Source organism: Pseudomonas sp. FW305-70 (genome assembly GCF_058783925.1).
Genome location: NZ_JBYSYZ010000002.1, coordinates 273586 through 292644 on the forward strand (window position 1 = coordinate 273586; position 19059 = coordinate 292644).

A 19059-nucleotide genomic window follows, 5' to 3' on the forward strand; every position below is an offset into this window, starting at 1 on the left:
TTCCACTATGAGTGCTCTTTCAAAGGGATGGTCCGGGGACGCTCCAGCCACGCACCCTGACCATCAGGGACAATTTCAACCACATCGACTTGCGAACCACTGATCGCAACGATTCGTCCGTCGTTACGCCCCAGGTAATCACCGACCTTCAGGCGGTGAACGCCACCCGCCCCGCGCAACAGGGCAAAGGAACCTGTCGCATTGGAAAGGGTGCCGACCATTTCAAACTGCTCGATGTTGAAACCTTCGAGGTATTGCCTGACCCGGTCAGGGTCGGGTTTGACGTTGCGCGAACCCCGCCGATGGGCCGCCAGATCAGCACTGATCTGTGGTGAAAACGGACTGCGCAGGTCCGCTGCGTCGTAGGTGAATGCCGGGTAAGACCGGAATACCGGCGTTGGTTCAATACTGCCCGGCCCGCGCAGGCGTATTTCGCTCAGGTAAGCGTCCAGATCGCTGTAGTCATCGCCAGCGCCGCAACCGGACAGAACAGACAGCAACAGCACCATCGGAAAACAACGTGCCGGATTCATGGATGCCGCCCCATTTCGTTGTAGCGGTAGGTCTTGGCGAGGATGCTCAAGCGCAGTTTCGGAGCCCCCTGGGGACTGACGGGGACAAGGTCAAAATCGTGCAAGGTGACGATTCGCGGCAACCCGGCCACGCCACTGACGAAGGTGGCCAGGTCGTGGTACCCCCCGGTGACCGTGATCTGGATCGGCAACTCGATGTAGAACGGCTGGACGACCTCCGGCAGCAGCTTGATCTCCTCGAACTCCAGGCCACTGCCCAGACCTGTACGCGTGATGTCTTCCAGCAAGCCGGGCACTTCGGTGTCGCCGGGCAGTTGCCGCAACAGCACGCCGAAAGCGTTCTCCATCTCTTTGAGCTGCTGGGTGTAGAGATCGAGATTCGCCGCCATGCGCGCTTTACCGGCGAACTGCTCCTTGAGCGTCGACTCTTCCTCACGCTTCAGATCGAGCTGGCTCTCGAGGTCGCGAGTGGAAAAGTTGTAGCCCAAGGCCAGCACCACAAGCATCAGCAAACCGGCCACCAGACACTTGATCGCCGGCGGCCAGGCTCCCATGTTGCTGGTGTCCAGCTCATTGATGTCGATCTTGCGCAGCCCTTCGAACCATTCGGACAGGCTCATTTGCCTCCCTCCGGGGCTGCGGGTTGAGTCTGGCGAACGGTCAACTGGAAGACGTTGGCCTGCTCCACCTGACCGGCAGCTGCGGCCTTGACTTCGGTCAGGCTTGGCGCATCAAACCAGTCTGATGCCTCGAGGTTGCGCATCAAGTCTGAAACACGGTTGTTGGATTGCGCAGCACCGGTGATGGACAAGGTTTTTCCGGTCATTCTCACTTCGGTGAAATACACACCGTCAGGCAGTGCCTGCGCCAACTGGTCAAATATTCGCCCGCTGATTTGGCGGTTGTCCTGCAGGCCCTGAATGATGCGCATGCGCTCGATCAGTTGCTGGCGGCGCTCCTTGAGATCATTGATCTGCGTGATCCGCTCATCGACCACGGCGATTTGCCTGCCGATGTAATCGTTACGGGCGATTTGCCGGTCGATGGCACGGCTGATGGCCTGGTTGGCAACCAGCACCGCACCCATCGTACCCGCCATAGCGGCCACCAGGACCAGCAGGAAGCGTTTGCGGCGAACTTCACGCCGCTCCTCTCGCCAGGGTAAAAGGTTGATCCGTGCCATCAGTCGAAGCTCCTGAGGGCAAGACCACAGGCGATCATCAACGCCGGGGCATCACTCGTCAGGGCGGCACCATTGACCTTGCTGCCCAGCGTCATGTCGGAAAAAGGGTTCGCGATCAGGGTCGGCGCGCCCAATTGCTGCTCGATCAAACGGTCCAGCCCCGGAACCGACGCGGTACCGCCGGCCAGCAGGATATGGTCGACGGCGCTGTACTGGCCGGCGGCAAAGAAGAACTGCAACGAGCGCGACACCTGCTGCACCAGTGCCTGTTGAAAGGGCTGCAAGACCTCGCCGGTATAGTCTTCCGGCAGGCCGCCCTTCCTTTGCGCCAGACTCGCCTGCTCCAGCGTCAGGCCATAGCGACGCTGGATTTCCCCGGTCAACTGCCGACCGCCGAACAGTTGCTCACGGGTGTAGATAATCCGCCCGTTGTGCAGCACGCTCAGGGTGGTCATGGTGGCGCCGATATCCACCACTGCGACCGTCAAAGGTTCCTCGGAAACCGCAAGCCGACTGGCCAGCAACCCAAATGAACGCTCCAGTGCATAGGCCTCGACATCGACTACGCGAGCGGTCAGTCCGGCCAGAGCCAGGGCTGCCTCGCGGACCTCGACGTTTTCCTTGCGGCAAGCCGCGAGCAGCACGTTGACCCGCTCCGGGTTGCGCGCGCAGGTGCCCTGGACTTCAAAGTCGATCGCGACTTCATCCAGGGGATAAGGAATGTATTGATCCGCCTCGATCTTCAGCTGGCTTTCCATTTCGTCTTCGGAAAGAGCGGCATCCATCTCGATGATCTTGGTGATCACCGCCGAGCCTGCCACAGCCACGGCCACACCCTTGAGGCCGGTTCTGGCCCTGGTCAGCGCGCGCGCGAGGGCCAGCCCCACGCCCTCGAGGTCAGCGATGTTCTTTTCGATCACCGCGCCGACGGGCAAAGGCTCGACCGCATAAGCCTCGACCCGGAAGCGTTCGCCCTGACGGCTCAATTCCAGAAGCTTTACCGAGGTAGAGCTGATATCGATTCCGAGGAGCGTACTGGATTTTTTGTTGAAGAGTCCTGGCACTACCAATTCCCTATGACTTTCCGTGAGTTACGGACTCTGCAATGTCCATTGCGTTCAATCCGCCCGTCTTGACAGCAGCGCCAACCGCGCTCCCGATCAGAAAAATGCTTATAATGCCCAGCGTTTTTTTTCCGCATTTGCTCAAGCGCGGGTCGTTCTCATTTAGCCTGAACCCTGTTGCCCAATTCATTTTTACCCTGGATATCCAAAAGCCTTGATTCGTCTGCTGAAGTTTTTCGGTTGGTCCATCGTCGCGGTTTTCTGCGGACTCCTTCTGGGTCTGAGCGGGGCGTACCTCTACCTTAGTCCCGGGCTGCCGTCCGTGGAGGCGCTGAGAAGCATCCAGTTGCAGATTCCTTTGCGGGTCTACAGCAGCGATAACAAGTTGATTGCAGAGTTCGGCGAAATGCGCCGCACACCGATCCGTTTCGCCGATATTCCCCCCAATTTCATTAATGCGTTACTAAGTGCTGAGGACGACAATTTCGCCAACCACTATGGCGTCGATCCCAGCAGCCTGATGCGTGCCGCGACCCAACTGATCAAAAGCGGACACATCCAGTCCGGTGGCAGCACGATCACCATGCAGGTGGCGAAGAACTTCTTCCTGACCAGCGAACGCAGCTTTTCGCGCAAGACCACCGAGATCCTGCTGGCCCTGCAGATCGAACGACAGCTGACCAAGGACGAGATCCTCGAGCTGTACGTCAACAAGATCTACCTGGGTAACCGTGCGTACGGCATCGAGGCGGCGGCGCAGGTCTATTACGGCAAATCGATCCGCGATGTCAGCCTGGCGCAGATGGCAATGATTGCCGGCCTGCCGAAGGCACCATCGCGCTTCAACCCGCTGGCCAACCCGGCGCGCAGCAAGGAGCGTCGCGACTGGATCCTGGGGCGCATGTACAAACTCGGCAAAATCAGCGAGGCCGACTACACCGCCGCGATCAACGAGCCGCTGAACGCCAGCTATCACGTACCGACTCCGGAAGTGAACGCGCCGTACATCGCCGAAATGGCCCGTGCCGAAATGGTCGGGCGTTATGGCAGCGACGCGTATACCGAAGGCTTCCGCGTCACCACCACGGTGCCGAGCGACCTTCAGGAACTGGCCAACACCGCCGTCCACGAAGGCCTGATGACCTACGATCAGCGCCACGGCTATCGCGGCCCCGAGTCGCGGCTTCCGGGCAAGACGCGTGAAGCCTGGGTAACCGAGTTGACCAAGCAACGCACCATCAGCGGCCTGGAACCGGCCATCGTGACCCAGGTCGACAAGAGCGGCCTGCAGGTGCTGACCCGCACCGGCCAGGAACACGTCAGCTGGGACACCATGAAGTGGGCCCGTCCGTTCCTGAACACCAACAGCATGGGCGCCAACCCGAAGCAGCCTTCGGACGTGGCCCAGGTCGGCGACCTGATTCGCGTTCAGCGTCAGCCGGACAACTCGCTGAAGTTCAGCCAGATCCCGCAGGCCCAAGGCGCGCTGGTGTCCCTGGACCCACAGAACGGTGCCATTCGCGCCCTGGTCGGCGGTTTCGCCTTCGAGCAGAGCAACTACAACCGCGCATTGCAGGCCAAGCGCCAGCCGGGTTCGAGCTTCAAACCGTTCGTCTACGCCGCCGCACTGGATAACGGCTACACGGCCTCCAGCCTGGTGAACGATGCCCCGATCGTGTTCGTCGACGAGTATCTGGACAAAGTCTGGCGGCCGAAAAACGACACCAACACGTTCCTCGGCCCGATCCGCCTGCGTGAAGCGCTGTACAAGTCGCGCAACCTGGTGTCGATCCGCTTGCTGCAAGCGATGGGCGTTGGCAAGACCATCGACTACATCGCTCGCTTCGGCTTCAACAAACAGGACCTGCCACCCAACCTGTCCCTGGCGCTGGGCACCGCGACCCTGACGCCAATGGAGATCGCCACCGGCTGGAGCACCTTCGCCAACGGCGGCTACAAGATCACCCCGTACATCATCGACAGGATTGAAAGCCGCAACGGCGACACGCTGTTCGTCGCCAATCCGCCGAGCGTGCCTCAGGGCGGCGCTGCCAGCGATGGCATTGCCGCACCGGCACCTCAAGCCTTCACGGTCAATGCAACGCCGGGCGAGACCCCGGGCGCTGCACCGACGCCACAGGCACCCGCCGTGGCCGAACGCATCGTTGACGGGCGCACCACGTACATCCTCAACAGCATGCTTGAGGACGTGATCAAGCTCGGCACCGGTCGCCGCGCACTGGCCCTGGGCCGCCCGGACATCGCCGGCAAGACCGGTACGACCAACGAATCCAAGGACGCCTGGTTCTCCGGTTACAACGCCGATTACGTGACCACCGTATGGACCGGTTTCGACCAGCCGGAAAGCCTGGGCCGCAAGGAATTCGGCGGCACCGTCGCGCTGCCGATCTGGATGAACTACATGGGCGCAGCACTCAAAGACAAGCCGCCGCATACGCAAGCGGAGCCGGAAGGCCTTCTGAGCCTGCGGGTCGACCCGGTCAGCGGCCGCGCGGCCAGCCCGGGCACGCCAGGCGCCTACTTCGAGCTGTTCAAGGCCGAAGATACGCCGCCGTCGGGCAACGAGCTCGGTAACGGCAATGCGCCGGGCAGTCCATTGCCAGCGGATGAGGCTGCGCCGATCGATTTGTTCTGATTACAGCAATGATGAAAAGCCCCGCCTTCGAAAGAAGAGCGGGGCTTTTTTTGCCTGCCGGTTTTGATGTTGTCTGGTACGGCCTCTTCGCGGGCAAGCCCGCTCCCACAGTGGGCGATGGTGAACACAGGTTTTATGTACGCCTCCGACCCTGTGGGAGCGGGCTTGCCCGCGAAGAGGCCTGTACAGACAACACATAAGCAGCAGGCAATAAAAAGCCCCGACTCAAATGAGCCGGGGCTATCGGTTGAAGCACTACAACGGCTTAGCCGTTGAACACGTCATCCACGCTTTTCAGCGGGTAGTTCTTCGGATACGGCAGGGTTGCCACGCCGGTCTCGATGGCGGCTTTAGCCACGGCATCGGAGATCAGGGTGATCAGACGGGCATCCATTGGCTTCGGAATGATGTACTCACGACCGAATTCCAGCTTGATGCCGCCATAGGCGTCGCACACTTCCTGAGGCACTGGCAGCTTGGCCAGTTCACGCAGGGCGTTGGCCGCAGCCACTTTCATTTCTTCGTTGATGCGCTTGGCGCGAACGTCCAGGGCACCACGGAAGATGAACGGGAAGCCCAGTACGTTGTTGACCTGGTTCGGGTAGTCGGAACGACCGGTCGCCATGATCACGTCGCTACGGGTGGCGTGTGCCAGCTCCGGGGAGATTTCCGGATCAGGGTTGGAGCACGCGAACACGATCGGGTTCGGCGCCATCGACAGCAGGCCTTCAGCACTCAACAGGTTCGGGCCGGACAGGCCTACGAACACGTCAGCGCCTTGCAGGGCGTCAGCCAGGGTGCGTTTGTCGGTCGCGTGAGCGAACACAGCCTTGTACTGGTTCAGGTCGTCACGGCCGGAGTGGATCACACCGGTACGGTCGACCATGTAGATGTTTTCGATGTTGGCGCCCATGCTCACCAGCAACTTCATGCAGGAGATGGCGGCGGCGCCGGCACCCAGGCAGACGATCTTGGCTTCCGGCAGGGTTTTGCCAGCGATTTCCAGGGCGTTGATCATGCCGGCCGCGGTCACGATAGCGGTGCCGTGCTGGTCATCGTGGAATACCGGAATATCGCACTGCTCGATCAGAGCGCGTTCGATTTCAAAGCACTCGGGTGCCTTGATGTCTTCCAGGTTGATGCCACCGAAGGTGATGGAGATGCGCTTGACGGTGTCGATGAAGGCCTGCGGGCTTTCGGAGTCGACTTCGATGTCGAAAACGTCGATGCCGGCGAAGCGCTTGAACAGTACGCCTTTACCTTCCATCACTGGCTTGGAGGCCAATGGGCCGAGGTTACCCAGGCCGAGAATCGCGGTGCCATCGGAAATGACTGCAACCAGGTTGCCTTTGCCGGTGTACTTGTAGGCCAGCTCGGGATCGCGGGCGATCTCGCGTACTGGCTCGGCTACGCCCGGGCTGTAGGCCAGCGACAGGTCGCGAGCGGTAGCAGTGGCCTTGGTGAGCTCGACACTCAGCTTCCCTGGACGAGGATTGGCGTGATATTCGAGAGCGGCAGTTTTCAGATCAGACATTTTGGCATTCCGCTTTTTACTGTTGGACAGACTGGTCAGCGAGGATACGCGCCTCGCAAAGTCCCCACAAGACTGACTGGTCACCCCTGTCAAGCGCCCGCCCTTACGACTTTGGGCCAAGAGCCACGGCTCACAAGGGCTAGACTGTTCACAATCGACTTAAAAAATGTCTACAATTTTTTATCGCTGCACCACTTGAAGCATCGCCGGGTCGGTCAAGGGCAACATCCAGCGCGCCTGCCCTTCTTTCAGTCCGCCACGTCGCGAACGATCCAGCACCCAGCCGCGCGCCTCGATCTGCTTGCCCTTGAGGCTTTCCAGCGAATTCACATCGAAACGCGCCAGCAGATTGGGTGCAACGCGCAATACAACCGAGTCCTGCAACTCGATCCAAACCCCACCCCGATTGCGCTGCACCTTGCTCACACGACCGCTGAGCACGGCAAAACCGGAAGTGACGATCTGCTCCGCTTTCAGTACAGGCGACTGGCGCCACACACCGAGCCCCGCCTGTCGAGCGTTGCGCTCTGCAGCTTGCTGACAGGCGACCAGATCGACATTCGGCGCCACGGCCACCTGGAAACCCAAGCCTTCGGCGAGCATTTGCGCTTCCAGGTTGGCGCCATCCGCGCCATAGACATGGGCCAGCGTGCGGCCGTAATGATCCTTGCTTTCTTTGCCGGGCACCAACCCGACTCGCCCGTCACTCGCCGCCACCAATGCTTCAAGGCGTTTGCGTGCGGCCACGGCGAAGGGTTCGTCGGAACGGCCCTGCTTGCCCAGCTCCGGCGTGTTCAAGCCGATCATGCGCACATTGCGGCCATCGCTCAGACGCAGGGTGTCGCCATCCACCACCCGCTGCACCGCGACGGACGTCAGGCCGCCTGGTGTCGGACAAATGGCCTGCGCGCCAGGCAGCCAAATCGCGGACACAAAAAAGGCGCCCGCGAGGGACGCCTTTTTCATCAGCATGGAAAAACCGCAGCGGCTTCCCAAGTTGATCGGCCTTAGGCCTTTTTCGCGCCGAAAGCACCGAAACGGTCTGCGAAACGCTGAACGCGGCCGCCAGTGTCCAGAGTCTTCTGCTTACCGGTGTAGAACGGGTGGCATTCGTTGCAAACGTCGATCGCCAGGGCTTTGCCGAAGGTCGAACGGGTTTCGAACTTGTTGCCGCAGCTGCAGGTAACAGCAACTGCCGGGTATTCTGGATGGATATCAGCTTTCATGGTGTTTTCCTCGGGCTAGCGTGCCGCCACCCAACACTATTGTTGAATACCGCACGTAATTAGGCCGCGGATTCTACCAGACAATCCTGTTCACGCAAGCTGTCGCTCAAACCAGTCGTCTGCTAGGCTCCCGGCCAAATCGCCGCCCCTGTGGGAGCGGGCTTGCTCGCGAAAGCGGTGTGTCAGGCTACTTAATGCTGACTGACACCCCGTCTTCGCGAGCAAGCCCGCTCCCACAGGTCGTAGCCCTGCTGTTTATTCCGCTGATCGAGATCCCCGCGTGCCCGACGCCATTCTGCGCCTCGCCCTGCCTTCGCCGCTGCGCCGCCTGTTCGACTACCGCGCTCCGGCCGGCGTCCTGCGTGCCCAACTGCACCCCGGCATGCGCCTGCGGGTACCGTTCGGCCGGCGCGAGATGATCGGAATTCTGGTGGAAGTCACCGATACCAGCGAAGTGCCGGCCGAGAAACTCAAGCCGGCCCTGGCCTTGCTCGACGCTACGCCACCGCTGCCGCCTGCGCTGTTCAAGCTGTGCCTGTGGACCTCCCAGTATTACCAGCACAGCCTCGGCGACACCTTGAGCTGGGCATTGCCGGTGCTGCTGCGCCAAGGTGAGCTGGCAGAAGCGCGACAGGAACGCTTCTGGTCTGCCACGCCAGGCGCCAGCCTCGATGATCCGCGCATCGCCCGCGCCCCGCGCCAGCGTGAAGCCCTGGCCACGCTGGCCCAGCATCCCCACGGCGTCGCCCATCAGTTGCTGAGCAAACTGATGCTGAGCAAGGACAGCCTGGACTTGCTGCTGGCCAAGGAGCTGGTGCAGGTCGAGATCCGTCGCCACGCCCCCGGTGCACGCCACGAACACTGGCTGGCGCAACCGGAACTGCCACTGAACCCGGAGCAGCGCGCCGCCTATGAGGCCATTCGAGCCGGCTTCGACAGTTACCACGCGTTCCTGCTGGCCGGCGTCACCGGCAGCGGCAAGACCGAAGTCTATCTGCAGTTGATCCGCGAAACCCTCGAGGCCGGCAAGCAGGCACTGGTGCTGATCCCGGAAATCAACCTCGGCCCGCAGACCCTGGCGCGCTTCGAACAGCGCTTCAATGCCCGCATCGCGCTGATCCATTCGGCGGTCAATGACCGCGAACGCCTCGATGCCTGGCTGGCCGCCCGGGACGGTGAGGCCGACATCATTATCGGCACCCGTTCGGCCCTGTTCACGCCGATGAAGAACCCCGGCCTGATCATCATCGACGAAGAGCACGACGGTTCCTATAAACAGCAGGAAGGCTTGCGCTACCACGCCCGCGATCTGGCGCTGGTGCGGGCGCGACAGGAAAACATCCCGATCGTCCTCGGCTCCGCCACGCCCTCCCTGGAAAGCCTGCACAACGCCTACACCGGCCGCTACGGACTGCTGCGCCTGAATGAGCGGGCCGGTGGGGCCAAACAGCCGCGCTTCCTGCGCCTGGACGTGAAAAGCCGCCCGCTGGACAGCGGCATTTCCGGGCCGATGCAACAGGCCATCGGCCAGACCCTGGCTGCCGGGCAGCAGGTACTGGTGTTCCTCAACCGCCGCGGTTTCGCCCCGACCCTGCTGTGTCACGATTGCGGCTGGATGTCCGAGTGCCAGCGCTGCGATGCGCGAATGACCGTCCATCAGCGTTACGGCGAGCTGCGCTGCCACCACTGCGGCTACGTCGAACGCGTGCCGCGCCAGTGCCCGAAATGCAACAAGGTCGATCTGCGCCCCGTCGGCGCCGGCACCGAGCGGGCCGAGGAGCGCCTGGCGATTCTGTTCCCGGACTATCCGGTGCTGCGGGTCGACCGCGACAGCACATCGCGCAAGGACGCGATGAACCAGCTGTTCGCGACCATTCAGAAAGGCCAGCCGTGCATTCTGATCGGCACGCAAATGCTTGCCAAAGGCCACCACTTCCCCCGGGTGACGCTGGTGTCGATCCTCGACGCCGACGGCGGCCTGTTCTCCGGCGACTTCCGCGCCAGCGAGCGCATGGCGCAGTTGATCGTCCAGGTCGCCGGCCGCGCAGGCCGCGCCGAAGAGCCGGGCAAGGTGATTATCCAGACGCACCTGGCCGACCACCCGCTGCTGGTGCAACTGACCGAGCAAGGCTATTTCGCTTTCGCGGAACAGGCCCTGAGCGAACGCCGTGCGGCTGGCTTGCCGCCGTTTGCCCATTTGGCGTTGTTGCGGGCCGAGGCGCATAAACCGGGCCAGGCCGAAGGTTTTCTCGATGAGGCGTGCAGCGAGGCCGAGCGTTTGCTGGCTGAACAGGGCTTGACCGGGATCGAACTGTTGGGGCCGGTGCCGGCGCCGATGGAGCGACGGGCAGGGCGTTATCGGGCCCAGCTGTTGTTGCAGGCTACGGCGCGGGCGCCGTTGCATCGGTTGCTGGCCGGTTGGTTGTTGGTGCTGGAGCAGATGCCGAGCGGTCGAGCGGTGCGTTGGTCGCTCGATGTTGACCCGGTCGATTTGTATTAATTTTGGGACTGCCTTCGCGAGCAAGCCCGCTCCCACAGTGGATCTCCGGGGGGGAACTACATTTTGTATCCACCTCGAAACCTGTGGGAGCGGGCTTGCTCGCGAAGAGGCCCTAATTGTCACCACACATCCACAACCTGCCTGCTAAGGTTGGCAAGCCCGTCTTCGCAACGGATAATGCCCAGTTTTTCCACCAGCGCATGATGCGCCGCCGCGCCTGCGGTCGAAAGAGAAGACCATGAAAGACACCATTCGCCAGCTGATCCAACAAGCCATCACCCAACTCGTCAACGAAGGTGTGTTGCCTGAAGGCCTGTCGCCGGCGATCCAGGTGGAAAACTCCCGCGACAAGAAGAACGGCGACTTCGCCAGCAACATTGCCATGATGCTGGCCAAACCGGCCGGCATGAAGCCCCGCGATCTGGCGGAAAAAATCATCGCCGCGCTGCCGGCTGACGAAAACGTTTCCAAGACCGAAATCGCAGGTCCCGGCTTCCTGAACTTCTTCCAGAACACCGACGCCCTGGCGACCCGCCTGGACGCTGCCCTGGCCGATGACCACATCGGCGTGCGCAAGGCCGGCCCGGTACAGCGCACCGTGGTTGACCTGTCGGCACCGAACCTGGCCAAGGAGATGCACGTCGGCCACCTGCGCTCGACCATCATCGGCGACGGCGTGGCCCGCGTTCTCGAATTCCTCGGCGACACCGTGATCCGTCAGAACCACGTCGGCGACTGGGGCACCCAGTTCGGCATGCTGATGGCTTACCTGCAGGAAAACCCGATCACCAGCGACGAGCTGTCGGACCTGGAGAACTTCTACCGCGCCGCCAAGCAACGCTTCGACGAATCCGAAGAGTTTGCCGACCGCGCCCGTGGCCTGGTGGTCAAGCTGCAGGCCGGCGATGCCGACTGCCTGGCACTGTGGACCAAGTTCAAGGACATCTCGCTGTCGCACTGCCAGAAGATCTACGAACTGCTCAACGTCAAACTGACCATGGCCGACGTGATGGGCGAAAGTGCCTACAACGACGACCTGATCAACGTGGTCAACGATTTGAAGGCCGCTGGCCTGCTGGTCGAGAGCAACGGCGCCCAGTGCGTGTTCCTCGACGAGTTCAAGAACGCCGACGGCGACCCGCTGCCGGTGATCATCGTCAAGGCTGACGGAGGCTATCTCTACGCCACCACCGACCTGGCGGCCGTGCGTTACCGCAGTGGCAAGCTCAAGGCCGATCGTGCGCTGTACTTCGTCGACCAGCGTCAGGCCCTGCACTTCCAGCAGGTGTTCGCCGTGGCGCGCAAAGCCGGTTTCGTGACCCATCCGATGGAAATGGAACACATGGGCTTCGGCACCATGAACGGCGCTGACGGCCGTCCGTTCAAGACCCGTGACGGCGGCACCGTGAAGCTGATCGACCTGCTGACCGAAGCCCAGGAGCGTGCCTACACCCTGGTCAAGGACAAGAACCCGGAGCTGGCCGAGGCCGAGTTGCGCAACATCGCCAAGGTCGTGGGCATCGGCGCAGTGAAATACGCCGACCTGTCCAAGCACCGCACCAGCGACTACAGCTTCAACTTCGACCTGATGCTCAACTTCGAAGGCAACACCGCGCCCTACCTGCTGTACGCCTACACCCGCGTGGCCGGCGTGTTCCGCAAACTCGGCAAGGACTTCAGCGAAGTCGACGGCCAGATCGTGCTCGAAGCGACGCACGAACACGAACTGGCAGCGAAGCTCGCGCAGTTCGGTGAAATCCTGAACAACGTGTCCGAAAAAGGCACCCCGCACATCCTCTGCACTTACCTGTACGACGTCGCCGGCCTGTTCTCCAGCTTCTACGAGAACTGCCCGATCCTTGCCGCCGACACCCCGGCACAAATGCAGAGCCGCCTGCGCCTGGCCGCGCTGACCGGACGCACCCTCAAGCAAGGCCTGGAACTCTTGGGCCTGGAAACTCTGGAGCGTATGTAAGTTGGCTGCCAAGAAAAAACCTGCACCCAAGCGTGGCGCCAGCCGTTACCAAGCTCCTGCAAAGCAACCGATCCCGGGCTGGCTGTGGATGGTCATCGGCCTGACGGTCGGCGCGTTCATCGTGTTCCTGATGAAGCTGGAACCGGGCAAGGGCAGCGACACGGTCAAGCGTGAAAAGGTCGAGCAACAGCAGAAAGCCAGCAAGATCGCCGAGGCCAACAAGACCCCGCCGAGCCCGACGCAACCGGTGAAGCCGAAGTACGACTTCTACACCTTGCTGCCGGAATCGGAAGTCATCGTGCCGCCGGATGCCGTGCCGGAAAAAACCCTGCCAACGCCGCAAGTGCCGGCCATCCCGACAACGCCGGTCACCCCGGCCGAAGCGGCGAAGATCGACACGGCTCGCGCCCAGGCTGCATTGGCCGGGATCACGCCGCCACCAGCGCCACCGGTCAAGGCTGCGCCTGTGACGAAGTTTTTCCTGCAGGCGGGCTCGTTCCGCAAAGAGACCGATGCGGACAAGGTTCGGGCGCAGATCATCCTGCTGGGCCAAGCCGTTTCGGTTGAGTCCGGTACGGTGAAGGACGAAACCTGGTATCGGGTATTAGTGGGTCCGTTCAGCAACCGTGAGCAACTGACCACGGCACAGAAACAACTGGCCGGCGCCGGCTTCAGCAATCTGTTGTTACAACAACGCCAGAACCGCTGATCGACTGCCACAGGCACCGTGTCATCGTTCTTCGTCGGAACGCCGCCCGGAGCAAGCCCGCTCCCACATTCGACCGCGATCCAATGTGGGAGCGGGCTTGCTCGCGAAGGGGCCTTGGCAAACACCAGCGCTCCCATCTGGCTCACACCACTCGTCCCCTCTCTCGCCTTACAGTTGAAAAACCCTCCACCACCCCCATATGAATGGGCATAAGGCATTTTCGCCCCGCTGCGTGGAGACTCTCCCCTTGACCACCATCGTTTCAGTTCGCCGCCACGGCAAAGTCGTCATGGGCGGCGACGGCCAGGTTTCCCTTGGTAATACCGTGATGAAAGGCAACGCGAAAAAAGTTCGCCGCCTGTACCACGGCCAGGTCATTGCCGGTTTTGCCGGTGCCACCGCCGACGCCTTTACCCTCTTCGAACGTTTCGAAGGCCAGCTTGAAAAACACCAGGGCCACCTGGTGCGCGCCGCCGTCGAACTCGCCAAAGAATGGCGCACCGACCGCTCCCTGAGCCGCCTTGAAGCCATGCTCGCGGTCGCCAACAAGGACGCCTCCCTGATCATTACCGGCAACGGTGACGTGGTCGAACCCGAAGACGGCCTGATCGCCATGGGTTCCGGTGGCGCCTACGCCCAGGCCGCGGCTAGCGCGCTGCTGAAAAAGACCGACCTGTCAGCCCGGGAAATTGTCGAAACCGCCCTCGGCATCGCCGGCGACATCTGCGTATTCACCAACCACACCCAGACCATTGAGGAGCAGGACTGCGCCGAGTAAGTCCGTGCAGCCACCGCACCACGGCTCATTCTTGCTTGAGGTCCACTGAATATTATGTCCATGACTCCCCGTGAAATCGTCCACGAACTCAACCGCCACATCATCGGCCAGGACGATGCCAAGCGCGCCGTCGCCATTGCCCTGCGCAACCGCTGGCGCCGCATGCAGCTGCCTGAAGAGCTGCGCGTTGAAGTCACGCCAAAGAACATCCTGATGATCGGCCCGACCGGCGTCGGCAAAACCGAGATCGCCCGTCGCCTGGCGAAACTGGCCAATGCGCCGTTCATCAAAGTTGAAGCGACCAAGTTCACTGAAGTCGGCTATGTCGGCCGCGACGTCGAATCGATCATTCGTGACCTGGCCGATGCCGCGATCAAGCTGCTGCGCGAGCAGGAAATCGTCAAGGTTCGCCACCGCGCCGAAGATGCCGCCGAAGAGCGCATCCTCGACGCCCTGCTGCCACCGGCGCGCATGGGCTTCAGCAACGACGACGCCCCGACTGCCGATTCCAACACCCGCCAGCTGTTCCGCAAGCGCCTGCGCGAAGGTCAGCTGGATGACAAGGAGATCGAAATCGAAGTCGCCGAAATGGCCGGCGTCGACATCTCCGCGCCACCGGGCATGGAAGAAATGACCAACCAGCTGCAAAGCCTGTTTGCCAACATGGGCAAGGGCAAGAAAAAAGCCCGCAAGCTCAAGGTCAAAGAAGCGCTGAAGATGGTGCGCGACGAAGAAGCCAGCCGCCTGGTCAACGATGAAGAGTTGAAGGCCAAGGCCCTGGAAGCCGTCGAGCAGCACGGTATCGTGTTCATCGACGAAATCGACAAGGTCGCCAAGCGTGGTAATTCCGGTGGCGTCGATGTATCCCGCGAAGGCGTGCAGCGCGACTTGCTGCCGCTGATCGAAGGCTGCACCGTCAACACCAAGCTGGGCATGGTCAAGACCGACCACATCCTGTTCATTGCTTCCGGTGCGTTCCACCTGAGCAAGCCGAGCGATCTGGTGCCCGAGCTGCAAGGCCGTCTGCCGATCCGTGTCGAACTCAAGGCCCTGAGCCCGGAAGACTTCGAACGCATCCTCAGCGAGCCTCACGCCTCGCTCACCGAGCAATACTGCGCACTGCTGAAAACCGAAGGCCTGGGCATCGAGTTCCAGCCGAGCGGCATCAAGCGCATCGCGGAGATCGCCTGGCAGGTCAACGAGAAGACCGAAAACATCGGTGCCCGTCGCCTGCACACCCTGCTCGAGCGCCTGCTCGAAGAGGTGTCGTTCAGCGCCGGCGACCTGGCCAGCACCCATGACGGCAAGGTGATCCAGATCGACGCCGACTACGTCAACAGCCACCTGGGCGAATTGGCGCAGAACGAAGACCTGTCCCGCTACATTCTGTAGAGCTGCAAGCTGCAAGCTGCAAGCTGAGTTAAGCTTGCAGCTTGTAGCTTCCGCCCAAGGCTCTTCCTATGCTTCCCACCGACATCAAGCTGCACAAAGCCTCGAAAACCCTGTCGCTGAAATACGCGTCCGGCGAGGAATACACCCTGCCCGCCGAGTTCCTGCGCGTGCACTCTCCTTCCGCCGAGGTCCAGGGCCACGGCAAACCCATCCTGCAATTTGGCAAGATCAACGTCGGCCTGACCAAGGTAGAACCGGCCGGTCAGTACGCACTGAAACTGACCTTCGATGACGGTCACGACAGCGGACTGTTCACCTGGGAATACCTCTACGAACTGGCGCGACGTTATGACGCACTTTGGGAGGATTATCTGGCGGAACTCAAAGCGGCCGGAAAAACCCGCGACCCGAACGAATCCGTCGTCAAGCTGATGCTCTAATCCGAGCCTCTTGCTCTTTAGAGGGCATTTTCTAATTTCATCTGTTTGAATGCTCCGCTTCAGGGCCGTCGATTGGCCTGCTTGCGAAAAAAATTAAACTCGGGTAACCAATGGAACTGGCAAGTTCCCTGCAGTGCTCACTGCGAACAAAAGCAGCGATGCAGTATTAACGGTCACCCGAGCAGCAGTACCTGGCATTGGTTGTGTGACTGCACAGCAGGCCCCGGGTACTCGTCTCAGGACATTGGAGCGTCGTAGATGAGTAACAAGAATAACGATGACTTGAAGCAACAAGCCTCCGAAAACACCTTGGGGCTGAATCCTGTCGTTGGATTGCGTGGAAAAGATCTACTGGCTTCTGCTCGCATGGTGCTCAGGCAGGCCATCAAACAACCGATCCATAGCGCCAGGCATGTCGCCCATTTCGGTCTTGAACTCAAGAACGTACTGCTCGGCAAATCCGAGCTTCTTCCGAATAGCGATGACCGTCGCTTTGCCGATCCGGCCTGGAGCCAGAACCCGCTCTACAAACGTTATTTGCAAACCTACCTGGCGTGGCGCAAGGAACTCCACGACTGGATCGATGACAGCAACCTGCCGGCTAAAGACGTCAGCCGCGGGCACTTCGTAATCAACCTCATGACCGAGGCCTTCGCCCCGACCAACACGGCGGCCAACCCGGCAGCGGTCAAACGTTTCTTCGAGACCGGCGGTAAAAGCCTGCTCGACGGCCTCTCGCATCTGGCCAAGGACCTGGTACACAACGGCGGCATGCCGAGCCAGGTCAACATGGGCGCATTCGAAGTCGGCAAGACCCTGGCCGTGACCGAAGGTGCCGTGGTGTTTCGCAACGACGTGCTGGAGCTGATCCAGTACAAGCCCACCACCGAACAGGTGCACGAGCGCCCTTTGCTGGTGGTGCCACCGCAAATCAACAAATTCTACGTTTTCGACCTCAGCCCGGAGAAAAGCCTGGCGCGGTTCTGCCTGCGCAGCAACGTGCAAACCTTCATCGTCAGCTGGCGCAATCCGACCAAGGAGCAGCGTGAGTGGGGCCTGTCGACTTACATCGAAGCGCTCAAGGAAGCGGTCGATGTGGTCACCGCGATCACCGGCAGCAAGGACGTGAACATGCTCGGCGCCTGCTCCGGCGGCATCACCTGCACCGCGCTGCTGGGCCATTACGCAGCGATTGGCGAGAACAAGGTCAACGCCCTCACGCTGCTGGTCAGTGTGCTCGACACTACCCTGGACAGCGATGTGGCGCTGTTTGTCGATGAACAAACCCTCGAAAGCGCCAAGCGCCACTCCTATCAGGCTGGCGTGCTGGAAGGCCGCGACATGGCGAAAGTCTTTGCCTGGATGCGCCCCAACGACCTGATCTGGAACTACTGGGTCAACAACTACCTGCTGGGCAACGAGCCACCGGTGTTCGACATCCTGTTCTGGAACAACGACACCACCCGGTTACCGGCTGCGTTCCACGGCGACCTGATTGAAATGTTCAAAAGCAATCCATTGATTCGTCCGAATGCACTGGAAGTGTGCGGCACACCGATCGACCTGAAACAGGTTACCGCCGATATCTTTTCCCTGGCCGGGACCAGCGACCACATCACCCCGTGGCGCTCCTGCTACAAGTCGGCGCAACTGTTCGGCGGCAATGTTGAATTCGTGCTGTCCAGCAGCGGGCATATCCAGAGCATTCTGAACCCGCCGGGCAATCCGAAATCGCGCTACATGACCAGCACTGAAATGCCCGCCAACGCCGATGACTGGCAGGAAGAGTCGACCAAGCACGCCGATTCGTGGTGGCTGCATTGGCAGGCCTGGCAGGCACAGCGCTCGGGCAACCTGAAAAAAGCTCCGCTGAAACTGGGCAACAAGGCGTACCCGGCAGGCGAAGCTGCACCGGGCACTTACGTGCATGAGCGGTAACTGACACACCCGCCCCCCTGTAGGAGCGAGCTTGCTCGCGATGGACGTTAACGATAACGCGTTCTTTCCGGATTAACGCGTTGCGCTTGAGTTCATCGCGAGCAAGCTCGCTCCTACAGGGGATCGGGAAGAATTCGAGAGAACGACCCACAGGGCCTGAAGCATGCCGCAACCCTTCATATTCCGTACCGTCGACCTGGATGGCCAGACGCTCCGCACGGCGGTACGCCCCGGCAAGCCTCACTTGACGCCCCTGCTGATTTTCAACGGCATCGGTGCCAACCTGGAGCTGGTGTTCCCGTTCATTGCCGCGCTGGACCCGGACCTGGAGGTCATCGCCTTCGACGTACCCGGTGTCGGCGGTTCGTCGACGCCAAACCGGCCGTATCGTTTTCCGCGGCTGGCCAAGCTCACGGCGCGCATGCTCGACTATCTCGACTACGGGCAGGTCAACGTCATTGGCGTGTCCTGGGGTGGCGCCCTGGCCCAGCAGTTCGCGTATGACTATCCGGAGCGTTGCAAGAAACTCGTGCTGGCCGCCACGGCGGCTGGTGCGGTGATGGTGCCGGGCAAGCCGAAAGTGTTGTGGATGATGGCCAGCCCGCGACGCTACATCCAGCCGTCCCACGTAATCCGCATTGCACCGATGATCTACGGGGGTGCGTTCCGTCGCGACCCGACGCTGGCCGCCAGCCATGCGGCCAAGGTGCGCTCGGCGGGCAAGCTCGGTTACTACTGGCAACTGTTCGCCGGCCTCGGCTGGACCAGCATCCACTGGCTGCACAAGATCCGCCAGCCGACCCTGGTACTGGCCGGCGACGATGACCCGTTGATCCCGTTGGTCAACATGCGCTTGCTGGCCTGGCGGATTCCCAACGCCCAGTTGCACATCATCGATGACGGTCATCTGTTCCTGATTACCCGGGCCGAAGCGGTGGCCCCGATCATCATGAAATTCCTGGAGGAGGAGCGCCAGCGCGCGGTGATGCATCCGCGTCCGGCGCCATTGGGCAGTTAAAGCGCTGCCTCAGCGGTCGGCAGGACGCCACGCCGCGCAACAACCCGTTACAGCGTCTATGGTGTTCTGGTTCAGTGTGTTTGTTTTTGGCCTGAAGACGAAGGAGTGTTGAA

At 61.3% G+C, this 19059-nt stretch carries 16 protein-coding genes; 9 read left to right on the plus strand and 7 right to left on the minus strand.

Annotation, left to right across the window (positions count from 1 at the left end; all coding sequences use genetic code 11):
• Window positions 1-5: 5 nt before the first annotated feature.
• From AC3WN7_RS02700 to AC3WN7_RS02715, 4 genes are read right to left on the minus strand one after another with little or no spacing between them, the layout of a single operon-like run.
• Window positions 6-533: a pilus assembly protein PilP gene (locus AC3WN7_RS02700; protein WP_102673214.1), complete on the minus strand. Its 528-nt coding sequence runs from the start codon at window positions 531-533 to the stop codon at window positions 6-8.
• Window positions 530-1153, minus strand: coding sequence for a type IV pilus inner membrane component PilO (locus tag AC3WN7_RS02705; RefSeq protein ID WP_102673215.1), 624 nt, complete (start codon window positions 1151-1153; stop codon window positions 530-532). The genes AC3WN7_RS02700 and AC3WN7_RS02705 overlap by 4 nt, the downstream gene beginning before the upstream one ends.
• Window positions 1150-1716 (minus strand): PilN domain-containing protein, encoded by a 567-nt coding sequence (locus tag AC3WN7_RS02710; protein ID WP_102673216.1) that lies wholly within the window; start codon window positions 1714-1716, stop codon window positions 1150-1152. The genes AC3WN7_RS02705 and AC3WN7_RS02710 overlap by 4 nt, the downstream gene beginning before the upstream one ends.
• Window positions 1716-2780 carry a pilus assembly protein PilM gene (locus AC3WN7_RS02715; protein WP_102673217.1) on the minus strand — a complete coding sequence of 355 codons (1065 nt, stop codon included), beginning with the start codon at window positions 2778-2780 and terminating at the stop codon, window positions 1716-1718. The genes AC3WN7_RS02710 and AC3WN7_RS02715 overlap by 1 nt, the downstream gene beginning before the upstream one ends.
• A 217-nt stretch (window positions 2781-2997) precedes the next feature.
• On the opposite strand from AC3WN7_RS02715, the gene AC3WN7_RS02720 reads away from it, so the two are divergent.
• Window positions 2998-5436 carry a penicillin-binding protein 1A gene (locus AC3WN7_RS02720; protein ID WP_409077337.1) on the plus strand — a complete coding sequence of 813 codons (2439 nt, stop codon included), beginning with the start codon at window positions 2998-3000 and terminating at the stop codon, window positions 5434-5436.
• A gap of 265 nt (window positions 5437-5701) precedes the next feature.
• On the opposite strand, the gene AC3WN7_RS02725 is transcribed toward AC3WN7_RS02720, so the two are convergent.
• From AC3WN7_RS02725 to rpmE, 3 genes are all read right to left on the minus strand, one after another.
• The gene (locus tag AC3WN7_RS02725; protein ID WP_008047852.1) at window positions 5702-6970 is read right to left on the minus strand and encodes a malic enzyme-like NAD(P)-binding protein; all 1269 of its coding nucleotides are present in this window, start codon (window positions 6968-6970) and stop codon (window positions 5702-5704) included.
• 180 nt (window positions 6971-7150) lie between these two features.
• Window positions 7151-7942: a thermonuclease family protein gene (locus tag AC3WN7_RS02730; RefSeq protein ID WP_102673219.1), complete on the minus strand. Its 792-nt coding sequence runs from the start codon at window positions 7940-7942 to the stop codon at window positions 7151-7153.
• A 35-nt stretch (window positions 7943-7977) separates the two neighbouring features.
• Entirely contained in the window at window positions 7978-8196 is a 219-nt protein-coding gene (gene rpmE / locus AC3WN7_RS02735) for a 50S ribosomal protein L31 (protein ID WP_008047849.1), read from the minus strand.
• Between the two features lie 280 nt (window positions 8197-8476).
• Between rpmE and AC3WN7_RS02740 the strand changes: the two genes are divergently transcribed.
• The 8 genes from AC3WN7_RS02740 (at window position 8477) to phaZ (ending at window position 18946) form a co-directional block, all read left to right on the plus strand.
• Entirely contained in the window at window positions 8477-10696 is a 2220-nt protein-coding gene (locus AC3WN7_RS02740; RefSeq protein ID WP_102673220.1) for a primosomal protein N', read from the plus strand.
• Between the two features lie 238 nt (window positions 10697-10934).
• Complete coding sequence (gene argS, locus AC3WN7_RS02745) at window positions 10935-12671, plus strand: arginine--tRNA ligase (protein ID WP_102673221.1); 1737 nt, start codon at window positions 10935-10937, stop codon at window positions 12669-12671.
• Between the two features lies 1 nt (window position 12672).
• Entirely contained in the window at window positions 12673-13380 is a 708-nt protein-coding gene (locus AC3WN7_RS02750) for an SPOR domain-containing protein (RefSeq protein WP_095964609.1), read from the plus strand.
• Window positions 13381-13627: 247 nt separating this feature from the next.
• Complete coding sequence (gene hslV, locus AC3WN7_RS02755) at window positions 13628-14158, plus strand: ATP-dependent protease subunit HslV (RefSeq protein WP_007975582.1); 531 nt, start codon at window positions 13628-13630, stop codon at window positions 14156-14158.
• A 54-nt stretch (window positions 14159-14212) separates the two neighbouring features.
• The gene (gene hslU, locus AC3WN7_RS02760) at window positions 14213-15550 is read left to right on the plus strand and encodes an ATP-dependent protease ATPase subunit HslU (RefSeq protein ID WP_007975581.1); all 1338 of its coding nucleotides are present in this window, start codon (window positions 14213-14215) and stop codon (window positions 15548-15550) included.
• 68 nt (window positions 15551-15618) lie between these two features.
• Entirely contained in the window at window positions 15619-15990 is a 372-nt protein-coding gene (locus AC3WN7_RS02765; RefSeq protein ID WP_095964608.1) for a gamma-butyrobetaine hydroxylase family protein, read from the plus strand.
• A 258-nt stretch (window positions 15991-16248) separates the two neighbouring features.
• On the plus strand, window positions 16249-17928 hold the full coding sequence (phaC, locus tag AC3WN7_RS02770) for a class II poly(R)-hydroxyalkanoic acid synthase (protein WP_095964607.1): 1680 nt from the start codon (window positions 16249-16251) through the stop codon (window positions 17926-17928).
• 163 nt (window positions 17929-18091) lie between these two features.
• Window positions 18092-18946: a poly(3-hydroxyalkanoate) depolymerase gene (gene phaZ / locus AC3WN7_RS02775; protein WP_095964606.1), complete on the plus strand. Its 855-nt coding sequence runs from the start codon at window positions 18092-18094 to the stop codon at window positions 18944-18946.
• The last annotated feature ends 113 nt before the right edge of the window (window positions 18947-19059 follow it).

What these genes read in the sequence shown, in the direction of transcription:
- argS (WP_102673221.1), top strand. Translation starts at nt 10,935, where the DNA reads ATGAAAGACACCATTCGCCAGCTGATCCAACAAGCCATCACCCAACTC.
- AC3WN7_RS02705 (WP_102673215.1), bottom strand. Translation starts at nt 1,153, where the DNA reads ATGAGCCTGTCCGAATGGTTCGAAGGGCTGCGCAAGATCGACATCAAT.
- AC3WN7_RS02725 (WP_008047852.1), bottom strand. Translation starts at nt 6,970, where the DNA reads ATGTCTGATCTGAAAACTGCCGCTCTCGAATATCACGCCAATCCTCGT.
- AC3WN7_RS02730 (WP_102673219.1), bottom strand. Translation starts at nt 7,942, where the DNA reads ATGCTGATGAAAAAGGCGTCCCTCGCGGGCGCCTTTTTTGTGTCCGCG.
- phaC (WP_095964607.1), top strand. Translation starts at nt 16,249, where the DNA reads ATGAGTAACAAGAATAACGATGACTTGAAGCAACAAGCCTCCGAAAAC.
- AC3WN7_RS02710 (WP_102673216.1), bottom strand. Translation starts at nt 1,716, where the DNA reads ATGGCACGGATCAACCTTTTACCCTGGCGAGAGGAGCGGCGTGAAGTT.
- phaZ (WP_095964606.1), top strand. Translation starts at nt 18,092, where the DNA reads ATGCCGCAACCCTTCATATTCCGTACCGTCGACCTGGATGGCCAGACG.
- rpmE (WP_008047849.1), bottom strand. Translation starts at nt 8,196, where the DNA reads ATGAAAGCTGATATCCATCCAGAATACCCGGCAGTTGCTGTTACCTGC.
- hslU (WP_007975581.1), top strand. Translation starts at nt 14,213, where the DNA reads ATGTCCATGACTCCCCGTGAAATCGTCCACGAACTCAACCGCCACATC.
- AC3WN7_RS02765 (WP_095964608.1), top strand. Translation starts at nt 15,619, where the DNA reads ATGCTTCCCACCGACATCAAGCTGCACAAAGCCTCGAAAACCCTGTCG.
- AC3WN7_RS02700 (WP_102673214.1), bottom strand. Translation starts at nt 533, where the DNA reads ATGAATCCGGCACGTTGTTTTCCGATGGTGCTGTTGCTGTCTGTTCTG.